The organism is Zobellia sp. OII3, from assembly GCF_002211465.1.
GTDB lineage: Bacteria > Bacteroidota > Bacteroidia > Flavobacteriales > Flavobacteriaceae > Zobellia > Zobellia galactanivorans.
Map to the genome: position 1 here is coordinate 159041 of NZ_MWRZ01000008.1, position 16705 is coordinate 175745.

At 43.7% G+C, this 16705-nt stretch carries 17 protein-coding genes; 11 read left to right on the forward strand and 6 right to left on the reverse strand.

All coding sequences use genetic code 11. The annotated features are described in order from the left end of the window. Positions 1-24: 24 nt before the first annotated feature. Both obgE and B4Q04_RS18105 read right to left on the reverse strand, forming a co-directional pair. Positions 25-1026: a GTPase ObgE gene (gene obgE, locus B4Q04_RS18100; protein WP_088697636.1), complete on the reverse strand. Its 1002-nt coding sequence runs from the start codon at positions 1024-1026 to the stop codon at positions 25-27. Positions 1027-1212: 186 nt separating this feature from the next. After that, complete coding sequence (locus B4Q04_RS18105) at positions 1213-2319, reverse strand: adenylate kinase (RefSeq protein ID WP_088697637.1); 1107 nt, start codon at positions 2317-2319, stop codon at positions 1213-1215. A 110-nt stretch (positions 2320-2429) separates the two neighbouring features. Here B4Q04_RS18105 and B4Q04_RS18110 point away from each other — a divergent pair, with 110 nt between their 5' ends. The 5 genes from B4Q04_RS18110 (at position 2430) to B4Q04_RS18130 (ending at position 7341) form a co-directional block, all read left to right on the forward strand. After that, positions 2430-3602 carry a 5-(carboxyamino)imidazole ribonucleotide synthase gene (locus B4Q04_RS18110; RefSeq protein WP_013993824.1) on the forward strand — a complete coding sequence of 391 codons (1173 nt, stop codon included), beginning with the start codon at positions 2430-2432 and terminating at the stop codon, positions 3600-3602. 4 nt (positions 3603-3606) lie between these two features. After that, positions 3607-4098 (forward strand): 5-(carboxyamino)imidazole ribonucleotide mutase, encoded by a 492-nt coding sequence (gene purE / locus B4Q04_RS18115; RefSeq protein ID WP_013993823.1) that lies wholly within the window; start codon positions 3607-3609, stop codon positions 4096-4098. A 31-nt stretch (positions 4099-4129) separates the two neighbouring features. Beyond that, on the forward strand, positions 4130-4531 hold the full coding sequence (locus B4Q04_RS18120; RefSeq protein ID WP_088697638.1) for a hypothetical protein: 402 nt from the start codon (positions 4130-4132) through the stop codon (positions 4529-4531). Positions 4532-4553: 22 nt separating this feature from the next. After that, positions 4554-6572: a M3 family metallopeptidase gene (locus B4Q04_RS18125; RefSeq protein WP_088697639.1), complete on the forward strand. Its 2019-nt coding sequence runs from the start codon at positions 4554-4556 to the stop codon at positions 6570-6572. Positions 6573-6819: 247 nt separating this feature from the next. Further along, positions 6820-7341: a 5' nucleotidase, NT5C type gene (locus B4Q04_RS18130; protein ID WP_088697640.1), complete on the forward strand. Its 522-nt coding sequence runs from the start codon at positions 6820-6822 to the stop codon at positions 7339-7341. On the opposite strand, the gene B4Q04_RS18135 is transcribed toward B4Q04_RS18130, so the two are convergent. Continuing rightward, positions 7338-7694, reverse strand: coding sequence for a rhodanese-like domain-containing protein (locus tag B4Q04_RS18135; protein ID WP_013993819.1), 357 nt, complete (start codon positions 7692-7694; stop codon positions 7338-7340). The genes B4Q04_RS18130 and B4Q04_RS18135 overlap by 4 nt on opposite strands. Positions 7695-7814: 120 nt before the next feature. Between B4Q04_RS18135 and B4Q04_RS18140 the strand changes: the two genes are divergently transcribed. Both B4Q04_RS18140 and B4Q04_RS18145 read left to right on the forward strand, forming a co-directional pair. Continuing rightward, on the forward strand, positions 7815-8369 hold the full coding sequence (locus tag B4Q04_RS18140; RefSeq protein ID WP_046287897.1) for a sigma-70 family RNA polymerase sigma factor: 555 nt from the start codon (positions 7815-7817) through the stop codon (positions 8367-8369). Positions 8370-8371: 2 nt separating this feature from the next. Next, on the forward strand, positions 8372-8599 hold the full coding sequence (locus B4Q04_RS18145) for a hypothetical protein (RefSeq protein WP_013993817.1): 228 nt from the start codon (positions 8372-8374) through the stop codon (positions 8597-8599). Here B4Q04_RS18145 and B4Q04_RS18150 read toward each other — a convergent pair. Beyond that, on the reverse strand, positions 8596-9420 hold the full coding sequence (locus B4Q04_RS18150; protein WP_088697641.1) for a hypothetical protein: 825 nt from the start codon (positions 9418-9420) through the stop codon (positions 8596-8598). The genes B4Q04_RS18145 and B4Q04_RS18150 overlap by 4 nt on opposite strands. A 125-nt stretch (positions 9421-9545) precedes the next feature. Here B4Q04_RS18150 and gcvP point away from each other — a divergent pair, with 125 nt between their 5' ends. From gcvP to B4Q04_RS18170, 4 genes are all read left to right on the forward strand, one after another. Next, complete coding sequence (gene gcvP / locus B4Q04_RS18155; protein WP_088697642.1) at positions 9546-12398, forward strand: aminomethyl-transferring glycine dehydrogenase; 2853 nt, start codon at positions 9546-9548, stop codon at positions 12396-12398. Positions 12399-12564: 166 nt separating this feature from the next. After that, complete coding sequence (locus B4Q04_RS18160; protein WP_013993814.1) at positions 12565-13620, forward strand: 3-oxoacyl-ACP synthase III family protein; 1056 nt, start codon at positions 12565-12567, stop codon at positions 13618-13620. Between the two features lie 43 nt (positions 13621-13663). Further along, positions 13664-14200 (forward strand): methyltransferase, encoded by a 537-nt coding sequence (locus tag B4Q04_RS18165; RefSeq protein ID WP_088697643.1) that lies wholly within the window; start codon positions 13664-13666, stop codon positions 14198-14200. Positions 14201-14247: 47 nt separating this feature from the next. Further along, on the forward strand, positions 14248-15099 hold the full coding sequence (locus B4Q04_RS18170; protein ID WP_088697671.1) for a glycosyltransferase family 2 protein: 852 nt from the start codon (positions 14248-14250) through the stop codon (positions 15097-15099). A 69-nt stretch (positions 15100-15168) separates the two neighbouring features. On the opposite strand, the gene B4Q04_RS18175 is transcribed toward B4Q04_RS18170, so the two are convergent. Next, positions 15169-15678, reverse strand: a complete 510-nt coding sequence (locus tag B4Q04_RS18175) for an OmpH family outer membrane protein (protein WP_013993810.1) — start codon at positions 15676-15678, stop codon at positions 15169-15171. Between the two features lie 143 nt (positions 15679-15821). Continuing rightward, positions 15822-16643 (reverse strand): OmpH family outer membrane protein, encoded by an 822-nt coding sequence (locus B4Q04_RS18180; protein WP_088697644.1) that lies wholly within the window; start codon positions 16641-16643, stop codon positions 15822-15824. Positions 16644-16705 lie beyond the last annotated feature (62 nt).

The window sequence follows — 16705 nt, forward strand, 5'->3', positions numbered from 1 at the left end:
CCCTGAGCCCTAAAAGCCCCGAAGCTAGTTATTCAACATAGCCCACAGTTTGTCCTTCAACTCCGTTATGCCCTGTTGTGCTACGGAAGAGATGAACATATAGGGAATCCCTTTCAATTCTTTATCCAGTTCTTGTGTCATTTCATCAATGAGTTCCTGATCTAACATATCACTCTTTGATATGGCGACCAAGCGCTCTTTATCCAACAATTCAGGATTGTACCGTCTAAGTTCGTCAAGTAAGATTTGGTACTCCTTGGCGATATCATCACTGTCGGCCGGTATCAAGAACAACAAGGTGGCGTTACGCTCGATATGCCGTAAAAAATAATGGCCCAACCCCTTTCCTTCGGCGGCCCCTTCAATGATTCCCGGAATATCTGCCATTACAAAACTTTGAAAATCGCGATACTCAACAATGCCCAAGTTGGGTTTTAGGGTAGTAAACTCATAATCCGCTATTTTGGGTTTTGCCGATGTAATTACCGATAACAAGGTTGACTTACCGGCATTGGGAAAACCGACAAGACCGACATCGGCCAAGACCTTCAACTCAAGGATGACCTCTACCTCTTGTCCCGGAATACCGGGCTGTGCATATCGAGGGGTCTGATTGGTACTGGTCTTAAAATGCCAGTTTCCACGACCGCCCATTCCGCCTTCGGCCAAGATTCGCTCCTCTCCATGTTCGGTAATCTCAAAAAGGATTTCGAGTGTTTCGGAATCTTTGACCACGGTCCCTAAGGGAACGTCCAAATACACATCTTCGCCATCTGCCCCTGTACTACGTGATTTACTACCGTGTTCGCCGTGACCGGCCTTAAAATGCTTTTTAAACTTAAATGTAACCAGCGTCCAGAGGTTTTCATTCCCCCTTAAGATAATATGACCCCCACGACCACCATCGCCTCCATCGGGCCCGCCTTTGGTAATGTACTTCTCCCTATGCAAATGCACAGAGCCTTTTCCTCCTTTACCAGATTCCGCATAAATCTTAACGTAGTCTACAAAATTACCCTCGGTCATAAAAATATCCTGAATTATATATTGACAACAGCCAACATTTCTGCAAAAATAGGCATTTCGTATGAAGCTTGAACATGCCCGGCCCTTAGAAGTTAGCCCTATAAAACTAAAAAGGGAGTCGAAATAGGACAAAACCACGGCTTGCCCCCCTTCAACTCCCTTAAATATGACGGTATAGCGAAGAAACTACAGTTCTTCGATAACCTTGCCCAAACGATGGGTAATTTCATCTATGGCCCCAATGCCCTTCACACTGTGAAACTTGCCTTGATTCTCGTAAAAATCCTTTAAAGGAGCCGTCTTCTCATTATACTCGTCAAAACGGTTACGTATCTTAGATTCGTCTTGATCATCAGAACGGCCGCTTACCTTGCCCCGTTCCAACAAACGCTGAATAAGAACTTCATCATTGGCCTCCAAGGCGATAGTCGCGTCTATTTTCATGTCTTTGGTCGCCAAGAACTTATCAAGAGCCTCGGCTTGGGCCACGGTACGAGGAAAACCATCAAAAATAAACCCACTAGCTTCAGGGTTCTTTTCGACCGCATCTTGTAACATTTTTATGGTTACTTCATCGGGCACCAAATCGCCTCGATCAATATATGATTTTGCCAATTTACCTAGTTCGGTATCGTTTTTCATGTTAAAACGGAAAAGGTCCCCTGTTGAAATATGTTTCAGGTTATACTTATCCTTTAAAAATTCAGCTTGTGTTCCTTTTCCGGCACCCGGTTTCCCGAACAGCACGAGATTGATCATATGTTTCTGGTTTAATTGGTAAACTTCCCTAAGGTTTCGGCCCAACTCGTTATAATCGAGACCATAACCCACAATAAATTTATCGGGTATATCTATACCCACATAGTCAATGGTGTACTCACCATTGTATACTTCGGACTTATAAAAAAGACTGGCTACCCTGAATTCCTTCACGTTTGCCTTTGAAAAAAGGTGTACCAACTTTTTCAGGGTACGTCCCGTATCGATTATATCTTCTAAAATTATGACACTGCGTCCCTCTATATTTTCAGAAACATCTAAAAGGGTCTCCACAATGCCCGTAGAGGTCAAACCTTGATACGAGCTCAACTTCACAAAGGAGACTTCGCACGGATACTGGTATTCCTTTAAAAAATCGGAGATAAACATAAAGGCCCCGTTGAGCACACCCACAAAAATGGGTGTCTCGTCTTTATAGTCAGCGGCAACTTGCTCGGCCACCTTTTTTACGGCCGCCTTAATCTGGGCTTCGCTCAAGAACGGTTTAAAATGTTTATCGTGTAGCTTTATCACATCGCTTTTTTAAAGAACGGCTAATATAACACTTTGAATTTGCTTTTTTAAGCACACGGCTTCCGTTTTAAGAATTCAACGTATTTTTGCACCATTCATAAATCAAATGCATGTCAACAGATAATTCATCGGAGTACTTTTCCTCACAATTCAAACTGGGCATCCTAGGCGGTGGCCAACTCGGAAAAATGTTGCTTTACGAAACCCGCAAATTCGATATTTACACCGTAGTTATGGACGCTTCCAACGAAGCTCCCTCAAAAATTGCCTGCAACGAATTCGTTTTGGGCGACCTGATGGACTTTAACGCGGTTTACGATTTCGGGAAACGGGTAGACGTGCTTACCATTGAAATTGAAAACGTAAATATTGACGCGCTTGAAAAACTCGAAGATGAAGGCCTAAAGGTTTTTCCTCCTACCAAAGCCCTTAAAATCATTCAGAACAAGGCCAAGCAGAAACTCTTTTATGTGGACCATGACATTCCCACAGCCGATTTTCAACGATTTGCCTATAAAAGTGAAATCAAGGACAGCATCGCGAACGGGGCCTTAGACTTTCCCTTTATTTGGAAGGCCGCCCAGTTCGGTTACGACGGACAAGGGGTTGCCGTCATACGCAAAACCGAAGATTTGGATCGCTTACCTGCCGGCGAGTGCATTGCCGAAAAAATGATCGATTTTAAAAACGAACTGGCCGTTATTGTTACCCGAAGTGCCAGTGGCGAGGTAAAGACCTATCCCGTAGTAGAGATGGAATTCCACCCCGAGGCCAACCAGGTAGAGTACGTTATTTGCCCCGCGAGAATCGATGCCGCGGTAGCTGCAAAAGCACAGGAAATAGCACTGAAGGTTTCCGAAAAGATACAGCATGTAGGCATTTTGGCCGTAGAGCTCTTTCAGACCAAAGACGATCAGATCTTAGTCAACGAAGTTGCCCCAAGACCCCACAATAGCGGTCATTACAGTATCGAGGCCAGCTATACCAACCAGTTCGAACAGCACATCCGCGCAATTTTAGACCTGCCTTTGGGCGATACCAAAAGCAAGGTCGCCGGTATTATGGTAAACTTGGTAGGTGCCGAAGGCCATACAGGTGCGGTCGTCTATGAAAATATGGCCGAAATTTTAGGAATGGAAGGAGTAACTCCCCATATTTACGGCAAGAAAGAAACCCGCCCTTTTAGAAAAATGGGCCATGTTACCATCGTGAACGAGTCGATCTCGGAAGCGCGAAAGATTGCACAACAAGTAAAGGAAACGATAAAAGTCATAAGCAAATAACCCTATGAACAAAGTAGCCGTAGTAATGGGCAGCACTAGCGATATGCCCGTAATGCAAGACGCCATTGATATTTTAAGAGGATTCGACATTGAGGTCGATGTCGATATAGTATCGGCACACAGAACCCCCGAAAAACTCTTTGATTTCAGTAAAAATGCCCACACTAAGGGCTACAAGGTAATTATTGCCGGTGCCGGTGGTGCCGCCCACTTGCCCGGTATGGTGGCATCTATGTCTCCTTTACCCGTTATAGGTGTACCGGTAAAAAGCAGTAATTCCATAGATGGATGGGATTCCGTACTCTCCATCCTTCAAATGCCCGGTGGCGTTCCTGTGGCCACAGTAGCCCTAAACGGGGCAAAAAACGCCGGCATTTTGGCCGCACAGATCATCGGATGCTCCGATAAGTGTGTTCTGGACAAAATTATTCTCTACAAAGAAGGGCTAAAGCAAAAGGTTATCGACGGAGCAAAATCGGTAGCTACCAAAAAGTAATCCTTTACATCCCAAACCCCTCCTTTTTATTATGAACTACCCATCTCTTTTCGGTTTTCTGATAAGTATTGTAGCCATTTTTGTTTTGCTTTTTTTAAGGGCAAAAGTCAAAAACCCATACGTTAGAAGTGCCTGGCGCTGCTCGCTACTGTTCTTCTCGATGTATGGACTGATATTGGTACTCGTATTTTTACGATGGAAGTATTACCAAATACAATTAGACACTTTTGACCTTAATTCGAACGGCACCATAGATCTGGCCGAATACACCAAAGATTATCGAAACGTAAGAGACAAGGTACTGATCGGCACCACTAGGAATTTCGCTTTTATGACAGGCGCGGCACTATCTTTTCTTCTCGCCGGCCTCGCTTTTATTTTAGATCTGATCAACACCCACTTTCAGCTAAAAAACAATCCTTTGAAAATATAACGCAACAAAAATCTTACGACATATGAATCCTTTATTGAGCCCTTTTGATACCGCTCCTTTTTCACAGATAAAGAACGAACATTTTAAACCCGCCTTTCTACAGGCCATGGAAGAGGCCCGCGCCGAAATAGACCGGATCACCGAAAATAAGGAGGCGCCTTCTTTTGCCAACACTATAGAGGCCCTTGAGTTTTCAGGACAACAACTAGACCGGATCTCGAGCATATTCTTCAATTTGAATTCGGCCGAAACCAATGAAGAGATTCAAAAGATAGCTCAAGAAATTTCACCCTTGCTATCTGAATTCAGCAACGACATTACACTGAACGAAGCCTTGTTCGAACGCATAAAAACGGTTTATGGGCAAAGAGATTCATTAGACCTAACGGTAGAGCAACAGACCCTGCTCGACAAAAAATACAAGAGTTTCAGTAGAAACGGTGCCAACCTGAGCGACGACAAAAAGAAGCGTCTACGTGAAATCGACGCCGAACTGTCCCAACTTAAACTCAAATTCGGGGAAAACGTACTGGCCGAGACCAATACGTACGAAATGCACCTGACCGATGAAAACGATTTAGACGGTTTACCCGAAGGAGAAAAAGAAGCCGCGGCCCAATTGGCCCAATCAAAAGGTAAAGAGGGCTGGCTGGTCACCCTAGACTACCCGAGCTACATTCCCTTTATGAAGTATGCTAAAAATCGTGAGCTACGAAAAACACTAGCCTTGGCCTTTGGCAGTAAAGCCTTTCACGGCGATGAACATGACAACCAAGAAAACGTTCTTAAAATTGCCCAATTGAGGTATGAACGCGCCAATTTGCTCGGCTACAAAACACATGCCCACTTTGTATTGGAAGAACGCATGGCCGAAACCCCCGAAAAAGTACACGAGTTTCTAAATGAATTGCTCGTAAAGGCCAAACCTGCCGCTGAAAAAGAATTTACCGAACTAGAAACATTCGCGAAAGAACTTGACGCCATCGACCGGCTGGAAAAATGGGACGGTAGCTACTACTCTGAAAAACTCAAGCAAAAACGGTTCAACCTTGACGACGAAAAATTAAAGCCCTATTTCAAACTCGAAAATGTAATAGACGGTGTTTTTAAGGTGGCGGAAAAATTGTTCGACCTAAAATTCCAAGAGGTCTCCGACATTGAAAAGTATCATGACGAGGTAAAAACCTATAAGGTTTATGACACTTCAGGAAACTTCATCTCGTTTTTTTATGCCGATTTTCACCCGAGAAAAGGAAAACGTGGCGGCGCTTGGATGACATCGTACAAACCACAATACCGATTGAACGGTGAAAACGTACGCCCGCATATATCTAACGTATGTAATTTTACACGATCCACTCCCAGCAAACCCTCGCTTTTGACCTTTAACGAGGTTACCACATTGTTTCACGAGTTCGGCCACGGACTGCATGGTATGCTGGCCGACACCACCTACCCTAGCCTTTCCGGAACTTCGGTGTTCTGGGATTTTGTTGAACTGCCCAGCCAGGTCATGGAAAATTGGTGCTATGAAAAAGAGGCCCTAGAACTTTTTGCCAAGCATTACGAAACAGGGGAAGTAATTCCAATGGAATTGGTACAAAAAATCAAGGAGTCGGCTACTTTTCAAGAAGGCATGCAAACCTTGAGACAATTGAGTTTTGGGTTATTGGATATGTCTTGGCACGGCGTCGACCCATCGGGTATTACCGATGTAAAGCAACACGAGAGCGAAGCCTTCAAAGATACCAACTTATATCCTGACACCCCGGAAACCTGTATGAGCACGGCTTTTTCACATATATTTCAAGGCGGCTATTCTTCGGGCTATTACAGTTATAAATGGGCCGAAGTTCTTGATGCCGATGCCTTTGCCCTTTTCAAAGAAAAAGGTATCTTTAACAAGGAAATCGCCACAAAGTTCAAGGATAACGTGCTTTCTAAGGGCGGAACCGAGAGCCCTATGGTGCTCTATAAGCGCTTTAGGGGGGCCGAACCAAAGGTAGAAGCCCTACTGGAAAGAGCCGGCCTGCTTGAATAAATTGAAATTTTAAAAAAAAATTAACCTAAATTATGTTTTGTAAGTTTTTTCTTATATATTTACGTAACATAAGTAGGTTGAAAAGGTTATATCAAATAATTTTTTTAACGGTTTAAAAGAGGGTGTGGGGACGCCCTCTTTTTTTATTTCCTAGAAACTTCTACAAATTACAAATTAAATCATTGTCAAATTTGGCCTTAGGTTTTTTTACGTCGTAGGCTTTTTAGAACTTCGTAAAAAAAAAGCGATGGTCATATTCGTTGATATGGACGAAGTAATTGCGGACACATACGGTGCGCATATAGAAATTTACAACAAACAGTTTAGCGAAAACCTGACACTAGAGCTTTGCAACAGCAACGAGGTCTGGCGTATGGTGCCGCCCGAACGTCAACAAAGTGTTCGCGACCATGCCCGTAACCGAGGCTTCTTCCGCAATCTAAAACCCATTAAAAATGCCCAGGAAGTATTAAGGAAGCTAAACGAAAAGCACGAAGTATACATAGCCAGTGCCGCCATGCAGTTTCCGAATTCACTCGAGGAAAAATCCGATTGGCTAGATGAACACCTTTCTTTCATTCCATGGCAGAACCGTATTCTCTGCGGTCATAAGCACATTCTGTTAGGCGATGTGCTCATCGACGATCGCAGTTACAACCTTGAGAAATTCGATGGGCGAACCCTGTTGTTCACCTCTCCACACAATATAAAAACTACGGGTTTTGAACGTGCGAACAATTGGTTAGAAGTGGCCGATAAACTCCTCTAATTCTTTTTAGAAGCCATATAAGCATCGTAGCCCCCTTCTAGGTCAACTACATTAAAGCCCAAAGAATCAAGCACCTGGGCCGCCTTAGCGCTACGTCCGCCTTTCTTGCAGTATACGTAAACGGTTTGCGCCCTATCGATGGTATTGACACGTTCAGCAAAATCAGCATCGAACCAGTTGATATTTACGGCCTTATCTAAATGCCCCCCATTAAATTCTTCGGGAGTACGAACATCTAGCAAAATCGCATTTTCTATATCATTCTGTGAAAATTCTGTGATAGGTTTTGTTTTACTTTGAGCACAACCTAAAGTAATCATACATAGTAAAAGGGTGAATATATAGACTTTCATGTTCAAGAAGTTTAATCAAAAATAAGAAATATGGCAGCATTAAATTATATTAGAAGCAATGAAAAAAAATTAAAGGTCATTAAATCTAATTCCATTACTTTTGACAATGACACGAAACCTATGGCACAACACCAATTACAGCCCGAAAACTGGGTAGATTTATATGCAGATTACCTTTTCAACTATGCCATCGGCCGCATAAGCGATTCGGAGGTAGCAAAAGATTTGGTACAGGAAACCTTTATGGCCGGACTAAAATCGGCAAAAAACTATAAGGGCGATGCCGCTGAACGTACTTGGTTAATTGCTATTTTGAAGCGAAAAGTAATCGACTATTATCGAAAGATAAATTCAAATAAAGGCAAGGCCGAGGTTCGAATGAACTACAGCTCTCAAAGTGATGCCGAAGGCGATTGGTTGGAAGAACAAGTAGCCGACCCCTTTAGTTCGTTTGAAAATAGCAACATAGAAAATGAAGAACTAGGTCTCGCCATACAAGACTGCATCTCTAAATTACCAAAAAAACAGGCCCTGGTATTTACAATGAAAACCATTCAAGGAATTAGTACGGAAGATATTTGTAATGAGCTCGATATTAATCCGTCTAACCTGTGGGTAATGATACACAGAGCTAGAACGGCCTTGATGGATTGCCTTAATCAAAATTGGTTTTAAATATGATTTCTTGCGAAAAAGCTGCAATAATTTGCAACAAGGCCCAATATAGGGAAGCCACTTTTATCGAGAAGTTAAAGCTTCGCTTTCATCTATTTATGTGTAAGACCTGTTCAAAGGCCACAAAGAAAAACACCCAACTTACTTCACTCTGCGATAAGGCCAATCTCCATAGCCTCTCGGAACAGGACAAGCTTAAGATGAAGGAAATATTACAGGAAAAAGACTAAATGTACGTGGTGGCCAACAGCAACAGAAACCACCAAAATACAGAAATAGCCTCCACCCAAAACGAAGCGAAATACCGATTTTGCCTTCGCCCTGTAATAAACATTAGGAAGCCAAGGATCAAAAAGACTATACCTGCCGCTATTGCCTCGCCACTAGATACACTATTTTTTAGGAAAATCAAGAAGAAGAACGGAACACTCAAAAAAGAACCAAAGATTTTGGTGTTGGCAATACCGTAACGCTGTGGCAAAGTCTTCAAATCAGGAGCATCAAAGGCCAAATCGCGAATTTCGAAGGGGATCAATAAGATCAACACAAAAATAAAACGTTGAACGGTTTCTACCCAAACGTCTTTTGTCATAGGTTCTTCGGCCGACAACATAGGCAAGATTACCGTTGCCCCGGCCCATACCAAAGCCACGATAAAAATTTTTAACCCGCCCCAACTTCTCAAGTTTTTCGCATGGGGCAATAAAGGTAGGGCATACAGTCCCGTCAATCCTACGAGCCCCACAACACCGAACCAGACTTCCAAGGACAAAAACCAACCGTGGTAGAGTGCAATGAGCAAGGCTATTATACTTACCAATTGAATATTCTTATGATAGCGATTGGCCACAAGAATGTACTTTTTGGCTTCCACCCCATACTTTACAAAATTGTAGCAGGCTACCGAACCAAAAAAAAGAAACCAGGCCAAATGCCTGTCTACCTCAAAGCCCAAGGTAATATCGGTAATATGTACAAGGGCATACACCCCAAAGGCTATATGTATACTTGCATCAAGGTAAAAGTCGAAAATGCGCTTTATAGCCTTCATCCTACAAAATTAACCAAACTGTTCATAAACTGCCGTTTTAGTTAAAAACTTTAATGACCTAACACAATTATGTGATTTTTTTAAGGGATTAAATGTCTAATTTTACGCCACTTTTACAATAAGCTATGAAGACAGATGTATTTGCTTTACGCCATATAGGCATTAAGGAAGAAGATCAAGAGCACATGCTCAAGACTGTAGGTACCGAAACCTTGGACCAGCTCATTTACGAGACCATCCCCAACGACATTCGTTTAAAGGAACCATTGCAGCTCAAAGCCGCAATGAGCGAACACAAGTTTCTCGCCCATATTCAAGAATTATCGGAGCAGAACCAAGTATTCCGTTCATATATCGGCTTGGGCTACCATGAGAGTTTGACGCCTTCAGTCATCAAAAGGAATATTCTTGAAAACCCAGGTTGGTATACCGCTTACACCCCATATCAAGCTGAAATTGCACAAGGCCGACTAGAGGCGCTTCTAAATTTTCAAACCGTAGTCGCCGACCTTACGGGTATGGAACTGGCCAATGCATCACTGTTGGACGAAAGTACGGCCGCAGCGGAAGCTATGACCATGTTATACGATGTTCGCAGTCGGGAACAAAAGAAAAACGGTATTCTAAAATTCTTCGTTTCAGAAGAAGTTCTTCCGCAGACCCTATCCCTTTTAAAAACACGTTCAAAACCTTTGGGCATTGAACTGGTAATAGGAAACCATGAAGAATTTACCTTTGGACAAGAGTTTTATGGCGCCCTATTACAGTACCCTGGCAAATACGGACAAGTAAACGACTATAGCGACTTTGTTTCCAAAGCCCAGGAAAACGACATTAAAGTTGCCGTTTCCGCAGACATCTTAAGTTTGGTACTACTTACCCCTCCCGGGGAATTCGGTGTGGACGTAGTTGTCGGCACCACCCAACGATTCGGAATTCCTTTGGGATATGGAGGCCCTCACGCCGCATTTTTCGCTACCAAAGAGGCCTACAAAAGAAACATCCCCGGCCGTATTATCGGTATCACAAAAGACACTGACGGCAATATGGCGTTGAGGATGGCACTTCAGACGCGAGAGCAACACATAAAACGCGATAAGGCCACATCGAATATATGTACCGCACAGGTATTATTGGCCGTTATGGCCGGCATGTATGCCGTTTACCACGGACCCGAAGGCTTGAAATACATAGCGAGGAAAGTCCACCATACCGCCGTAACCTTAGCCGATGCCTTAGAGAAATTAGGGCTCTACCAAACCAATCTTTCGTATTTTGATACGATTACGGTCAAGACCGAGGCCAAGCGCGTTCGAACAATAGCAGAGCAAAACGAAGTAAACTTTCTTTACATAGACGACGAAACGGTTTCCATAGCGGTAAACGAGGCAACCTCATTGCAAGACCTGAATCAAATCGTTTCTATTTTCGCGGAAGCGCTTGAAAAGAAGGCGGCCCCAATCGAGGAGCTATCCACGAAAACCGCGCTACCTTCGAATGTGCAGCGCCAATCGAATTTCTTACAGAACGAAGTCTTCAATCTATACCATTCAGAGACCGAGCTTATGCGCTACATAAAAAAATTGGAGCGCAAAGACCTTTCCTTGAACCATTCCATGATCTCCTTGGGATCATGCACCATGAAATTGAATGCAGCCTCAGAAATGTTGCCATTGAGCATGGCTCGTTGGGCCAACATCCATCCCTTCGTACCTATCGAACAAGCAAAAGGCTACCAATACGTACTAAAAGAACTGGCCAAAGATCTATCTACCATTACTGGATTTGCCGCAACCTCGCTACAGCCGAATTCCGGCGCACAGGGCGAATATGCAGGACTCATGGTCATCAGGGCCTATCACGAATCACGAAACGAAGGCCATAGGAACGTCTGCATCATCCCCGCTTCGGCACACGGTACCAACCCGGCTTCCGCCGTAATGGCCGGTATGAAGGTGGTCGTTACCAAAACCGACGAACGAGGAAACATAGACGTAGCCGACCTAGAGGACAAGGTCTTGAAACACGCAGACCAGCTTGCCGCCTTAATGGTTACCTACCCCTCTACCCATGGTGTTTTTGAATCTTCCATAAAGCAGATTACCCAACTCATACATGACCACGGGGGTCAGGTCTATATGGACGGCGCCAACATGAATGCCCAGGTCGGACTTACCAATCCTGCCATTATCGGTGCCGACGTTTGCCATTTGAACCTTCACAAGACCTTTGCCATACCCCATGGCGGTGGCGGTCCTGGTGTAGGCCCAATATGCGTAGCCGAACAGCTGGTGCCCTTCCTTCCCGGAAACCCCGTAGTGGAAACCGGTGGCGACAAGGCCATCACCGCAATATCGGCCGCTCCCTGGGGCAGCTCATTGGTATGCCTGATTTCTTATGGTTACATTAAAATGCTCGGGGAAAGCGGACTTAGACATTCCACAGAAATCGCCATTTTAAATGCCAACTACATCAAACAGAAACTCAGCGGAGCCTATGATGTACTTTATACAGGCGAAAACGGACGTGCAGCCCATGAGATGATCATTGATTGCCGCCCCTTTAAAAAGAATGGCATAGAGGTTACCGATATCGCCAAGAGATTAATGGATTACGGCTTTCACGCCCCTACCGTTTCTTTTCCCGTTGCGGGCACCTTAATGATCGAACCGACCGAAAGCGAAAGTCGGGCCGAACTTGATCGGTTTTGCGAAGCCATGTTATCGATAAAGGAAGAAATCAATACAGCTTCTTCAGACGAACCTAACAATGTGCTGAAAAATTCGCCCCATACCTTGGATATGCTTACGAACGATACGTGGGACTTCCCTTACAGCAGACAAAAAGCGGCATTTCCGCTTCCATTTATTCAAGAGAACAAATTTTGGCCTTCGGTCAGGCGCGTTGACGATGCCTATGGAGACCGTAATTTAATATGTACGTGTGCGCCTATAGAAGCCTACGCCGAAGCTGAATAAATCACTCCAAATAATTGACAAACAACCCTTTGCAAATTGATTGCAAAGGGTTTTTCCTTTAAGGTCACCCCTACAAAAACCTCTTGAACATCGTAATAACTACTATGCATGCATAGCAGTAAATCTATTATACCGTATCTTGTGAGGTGCTAAAATAATTTACACTATGTCGATTGCAATTACAGGAACAGGAAGTTATATACCCTCACTGGTCGTGGCTAACGACAGTTTTGAAAGTCATGATTTTTTAAATGCGGACGGATCTCCGTTTCCCCATGATAACGCAGTTATTATCAAAAAATTCAAGGGTATTACCGGCATCGGTGAACGCCGATACGCCGAAAACAATCTAAACACATCGGACCTAGGTGTCTTAGCCGCGGAAAAAGCGATAGAAGACGCCAAAATTGACAAAGAAACCATAGACTACATTATTTTCGCCCATAATTTCGGGGATCTATCACCAGGCCAAATACAAGGAGATACGCTTCCCAGCTTGGCCAGCAGGGTAAAACAGCTTTTGCAAATTAAAAACCCAAGCTGCATAGCCTACGATCTTATTTTCGGTTGCCCGGGATGGATCCAAGGCGTCATTCAAGCCAATGCCTTTATAAAAAGCGGTATCGCCAAAAGATGCTTGGTCATTGGCGCGGAAACCCTATCGCGAATTACCGACCCCCACGACAGGGATTCCATGATCTACTCCGATGGTGCCGGAGCGGCCATAATCGAAGAAAAAGAAGGTGCAGGGGAAATACTGTCCCACACAAGCGCCACCCACACCAAGGACGAGGCCTATTACCTTTTCTTTGGAACGTCGTACAAAAAGGAAAAAGACAACACCAAGTACATTAAGATGTACGGTCGTAAAATTTATGAATTTGCCGTTACCCACGTACCTCAAGCCATGAAGGATGCCTTGGACAAAAGTGGACTGGGCGTAAACGACCTCAAAAAAGTATTCATCCATCAAGCCAATGAAAAGATGGACGAAGCCATAGTAAAACGTTTCTATGGGCTTTACGACTTGGAAGTACCGGAAAACATCATGCCCATGAGCATTGGAAAACTAGGCAATAGTTCCGTAGCTACAGTACCTACCCTATTCGATTTGGTACTTAACGGAAAAATAGAAAATCAAGAGGTTCAAAAGGGAGATGTTGTTATATTTGCAAGTGTCGGTGCAGGCATGAATATCAATGCCATAGTCTATAGGGTATAACATCCGGTTGACGCACGGGCAACCAACCTTGCAAGCTGTTCAAATGTACGAGAATACCTATCCGAGTAAACGTTTTCAACACACTCTAGAATTTCTTAGAAAACACGTATCGACCGATGAGTCTATACTGGATCTAGGTGTTGAGAATCCGTTTTCAAAAATCATGAAAGAACAGGGGTATTCCGTAGAGAACACCAAGGGAGAAGATTTAGACCTTGATTTTTCGTCAGTGAAGGCATCCGAGGCGCAGGTCGTTACGGCTTTTGAAATATTCGAACACCTTTTGGCCCCTTTTAACACCTTAAGGGAAATCAAAGCTGACAAACTAGTAGCCAGCATACCTTTAAAACTCTGGTTTTCGCCGGCCTATCGAAGCAAGACCGACCCATGGGACCGACACTACCACGAATTTGAAGATTGGCAGTTCGATTGGCTCTTGGAAAAGGCCGGTTGGGAAATTAAGGACAGGGCCAAATGGACGAATCCTGTCAAAAAAATAGGTTTACGCCCCTTATTACGAAGTTTTACCCCTCGGTACTACATTGTGTACGCCGAAAAAAAACCTACCGACCAAGCCTAAGAATCCAATTCAATTTCATAGCTTTTGACCTTTAACACCCTATGGCCATGCATTACTATGTTATTGTTCCCGCACATAATGAGGAAGGCTTTTTGGCCGATACCTTAAACTCTATTCTCAGACAGTCGCTACAGCCCAAAAGAGTGGTTGTAGTGAACGATAATTCTACAGACGACACAGAAGCCATTATCGACCAATTTAGAGCGCTCAGCCCCATTTTTACAAAGCTAAACACCCTATCCTCTACCGAACACATGCCAGGGAGCAAAGTGATCAATGCTTTTGACAAAGGGCTCCAACTTCTCGACAAGGATTATGAGTTTATCGTAAAGCTGGATGCCGACCTTATTCTACCCGATAATTACTTCGAAAAGATCGCATATATTTTCAGGGGGCAACCCAAGGTCGGCATAGCTGGGGGATTTATTTACGAACAGGACGAAACCGGGGAATGGAAATTGAACCACCCTATGGACAAAAACCATGTTCGCGGAGCCTTTAAAGCCTACACCAATAAGTGTTTCAAAGCTATAGACGGATTACGCAATGCCATGGGCTGGGATACCGTAGATGAATTGCTGGCCCAATACCACGGCTTCGAAATCTATACGGATGACACCCTCAAGGTAAAACACCTTAGGCCCACGGGAAACGCATATAACCAAAAGGCCAAACTCCTTCAAGGCAAGGCCATGTACACCATGCGCTATGGGCTTTTAATTACGGTAATAGCTTCATTAAAAATGGCTTTTAAACAGCGGAAACCACAAGCATTTTCCGATAACCTATACGGCTACCTTGAAGCCAAAAAAGAGAACACCCCCTTCTTGGTCAGCAAATCCGAAGGTCAGTTCATACGCCACTTGCGATGGAAAAATATAAAGAACAAACTCTTTTGACCGAACCCTTACAAAATAAAAAAGCCCGCTACGATAGCGGGCTTTTTTATCTATATGATCTGAAGTCGATTAAATACCTAACTCTTTCTTTACGTCTGGCAATAGATCCTTACCTTTTGCTACGATAAGACCACCACCTGGCTGGGCATCGATCACGTAGTCAAAACCTTGGGCGGCCGCTACTTTTTCTATGGCCGCTTTGGCTTTGTCGGATATAGGTGCAAAAAGCTCCTGTTGTTTTTTCTGCAATTCACGTTGTGCAGCTTGTTGTGCTTCACCAATATTCTTTTGAACACCTTGAAGCTCTATCGCTCTTTTTTCGTTCTCTTCTTTTGATTTGGAAGGAGCTTCGTTTTGGTACAAGGTAGCCTTGTTCTGAAACTCGGTCATAGAACTTTCAATATCGGCATTATACGTTTCAGACAATTTTTTAAGCTCCGCTTCAGCAGCTTTCATCTCCGGCATTGCACTTAATAATTGGGTAACATCAATATGTGCTACTTTGCTCTGTGCGTTAACAAAACCTGTAGCGGCTACGAACAATACTAAGGCTACTGCTATTTTCTTTAAGTGTTTCATGATAATTCTAGTTAATAAAATTGAGTGTTAATTTCAGGTTAATGTATTTTTCAATGTTCGACATTTGGTATACAAATCGCCGCAATGTATTAAAATTATGTCTATTTAGCAGATGATTGCGGCACTTTGTTAATTAAACCTTCTTACTCTTCGGTTTCCTCCTCATCTTGCCCGCCTTCTTTGCGTTCTTCGAGCTTCTCTTTGCGTTTGGCCTCACGTTCCTCCAAGAGTTTCTTTCTTCGGGCTTCGTACGCCTTTTTGCGTTCTTCCCTTAGTTTTAACTGTTCGGCCCGTTTCTCCTCTACACTCTTCTCTCTGGCTTCTTGCGCCTTTTCTGCGTTCTCTTTTCTTTCTTTAAGGGCTTCGCTCATTTCCTCTTCAGCCTCTTCCCCGTCTTCAAACTTACTCCTGCTATCCTTTTTGGGCTTACTGATCTTACGTGTCCTAGAGATGCCCCTGAGCACCAAGTCGCTAATATCGTGCCTTTTTTCGGAATACAACATAACCACATCGGCCGATTTATCGAAAATAAAGTCGTATTTCTTATTGGCCCCGATTTTTTGAACCTCGTTGAACACTTGATCTTGAATCGGTTGGATTAGTCGGCGTTTCTGCAACACCAAGTCACCTTGCGGACCGAAACGATCCTGTTGGTATTCTACCATTTCCTTTTCCAGAATCTGGATCTCTTCTTCCCTTTCGGCAATCAGCTCATCGGTCAAGAGCACACGTTCGGCCATCAAATCTTTCTTCATCTGCTCAACCTCGCTCTGCTTCTGCTCAATATCGATTTTCCATTTCTGGACCTTGTCCGCCAATTGTTTGTTGGCATCCCTATACTCTTCTACGTTCTCCAAGATATATTCCATATCTACGTAAGCGATACGTACGCCACGTTGAGCAAATGCATATACAGAACACAAGGTCAGTACCAGTACAAAAAGAACGTTTGATTTTGTTTTCATTACTTTATCGTTTTATCCAATAGAAAATATCGTGCCAAAATTACTAAAACTTTTAAAATGAG

Bases quoted from the DNA above. Each gene is read 5' to 3' on its own strand.
- obgE (WP_088697636.1), bottom strand. From the start codon at position 1,026: ATGACCGAGGGTAATTTTGTAGACTACGTTAAGATTTATGCGGAATCT.
- B4Q04_RS18110 (WP_013993824.1), top strand. From the start codon at position 2,430: ATGTCAACAGATAATTCATCGGAGTACTTTTCCTCACAATTCAAACTG.
- purE (WP_013993823.1), top strand. From the start codon at position 3,607: ATGAACAAAGTAGCCGTAGTAATGGGCAGCACTAGCGATATGCCCGTA.
- B4Q04_RS18120 (WP_088697638.1), top strand. From the start codon at position 4,130: ATGAACTACCCATCTCTTTTCGGTTTTCTGATAAGTATTGTAGCCATT.
- B4Q04_RS18125 (WP_088697639.1), top strand. From the start codon at position 4,554: ATGAATCCTTTATTGAGCCCTTTTGATACCGCTCCTTTTTCACAGATA.
- B4Q04_RS18130 (WP_088697640.1), top strand. From the start codon at position 6,820: ATGGTCATATTCGTTGATATGGACGAAGTAATTGCGGACACATACGGT.
- B4Q04_RS18135 (WP_013993819.1), bottom strand. From the start codon at position 7,694: ATGAAAGTCTATATATTCACCCTTTTACTATGTATGATTACTTTAGGT.
- B4Q04_RS18140 (WP_046287897.1), top strand. From the start codon at position 7,815: ATGGCACAACACCAATTACAGCCCGAAAACTGGGTAGATTTATATGCA.
- B4Q04_RS18145 (WP_013993817.1), top strand. From the start codon at position 8,372: ATGATTTCTTGCGAAAAAGCTGCAATAATTTGCAACAAGGCCCAATAT.
- B4Q04_RS18150 (WP_088697641.1), bottom strand. From the start codon at position 9,420: ATGAAGGCTATAAAGCGCATTTTCGACTTTTACCTTGATGCAAGTATA.
- gcvP (WP_088697642.1), top strand. From the start codon at position 9,546: ATGAAGACAGATGTATTTGCTTTACGCCATATAGGCATTAAGGAAGAA.
- B4Q04_RS18160 (WP_013993814.1), top strand. From the start codon at position 12,565: ATGTCGATTGCAATTACAGGAACAGGAAGTTATATACCCTCACTGGTC.
- B4Q04_RS18165 (WP_088697643.1), top strand. From the start codon at position 13,664: ATGTACGAGAATACCTATCCGAGTAAACGTTTTCAACACACTCTAGAA.
- B4Q04_RS18170 (WP_088697671.1), top strand. From the start codon at position 14,248: ATGCATTACTATGTTATTGTTCCCGCACATAATGAGGAAGGCTTTTTG.
- B4Q04_RS18175 (WP_013993810.1), bottom strand. From the start codon at position 15,678: ATGAAACACTTAAAGAAAATAGCAGTAGCCTTAGTATTGTTCGTAGCC.
- B4Q04_RS18180 (WP_088697644.1), bottom strand. From the start codon at position 16,643: ATGAAAACAAAATCAAACGTTCTTTTTGTACTGGTACTGACCTTGTGT.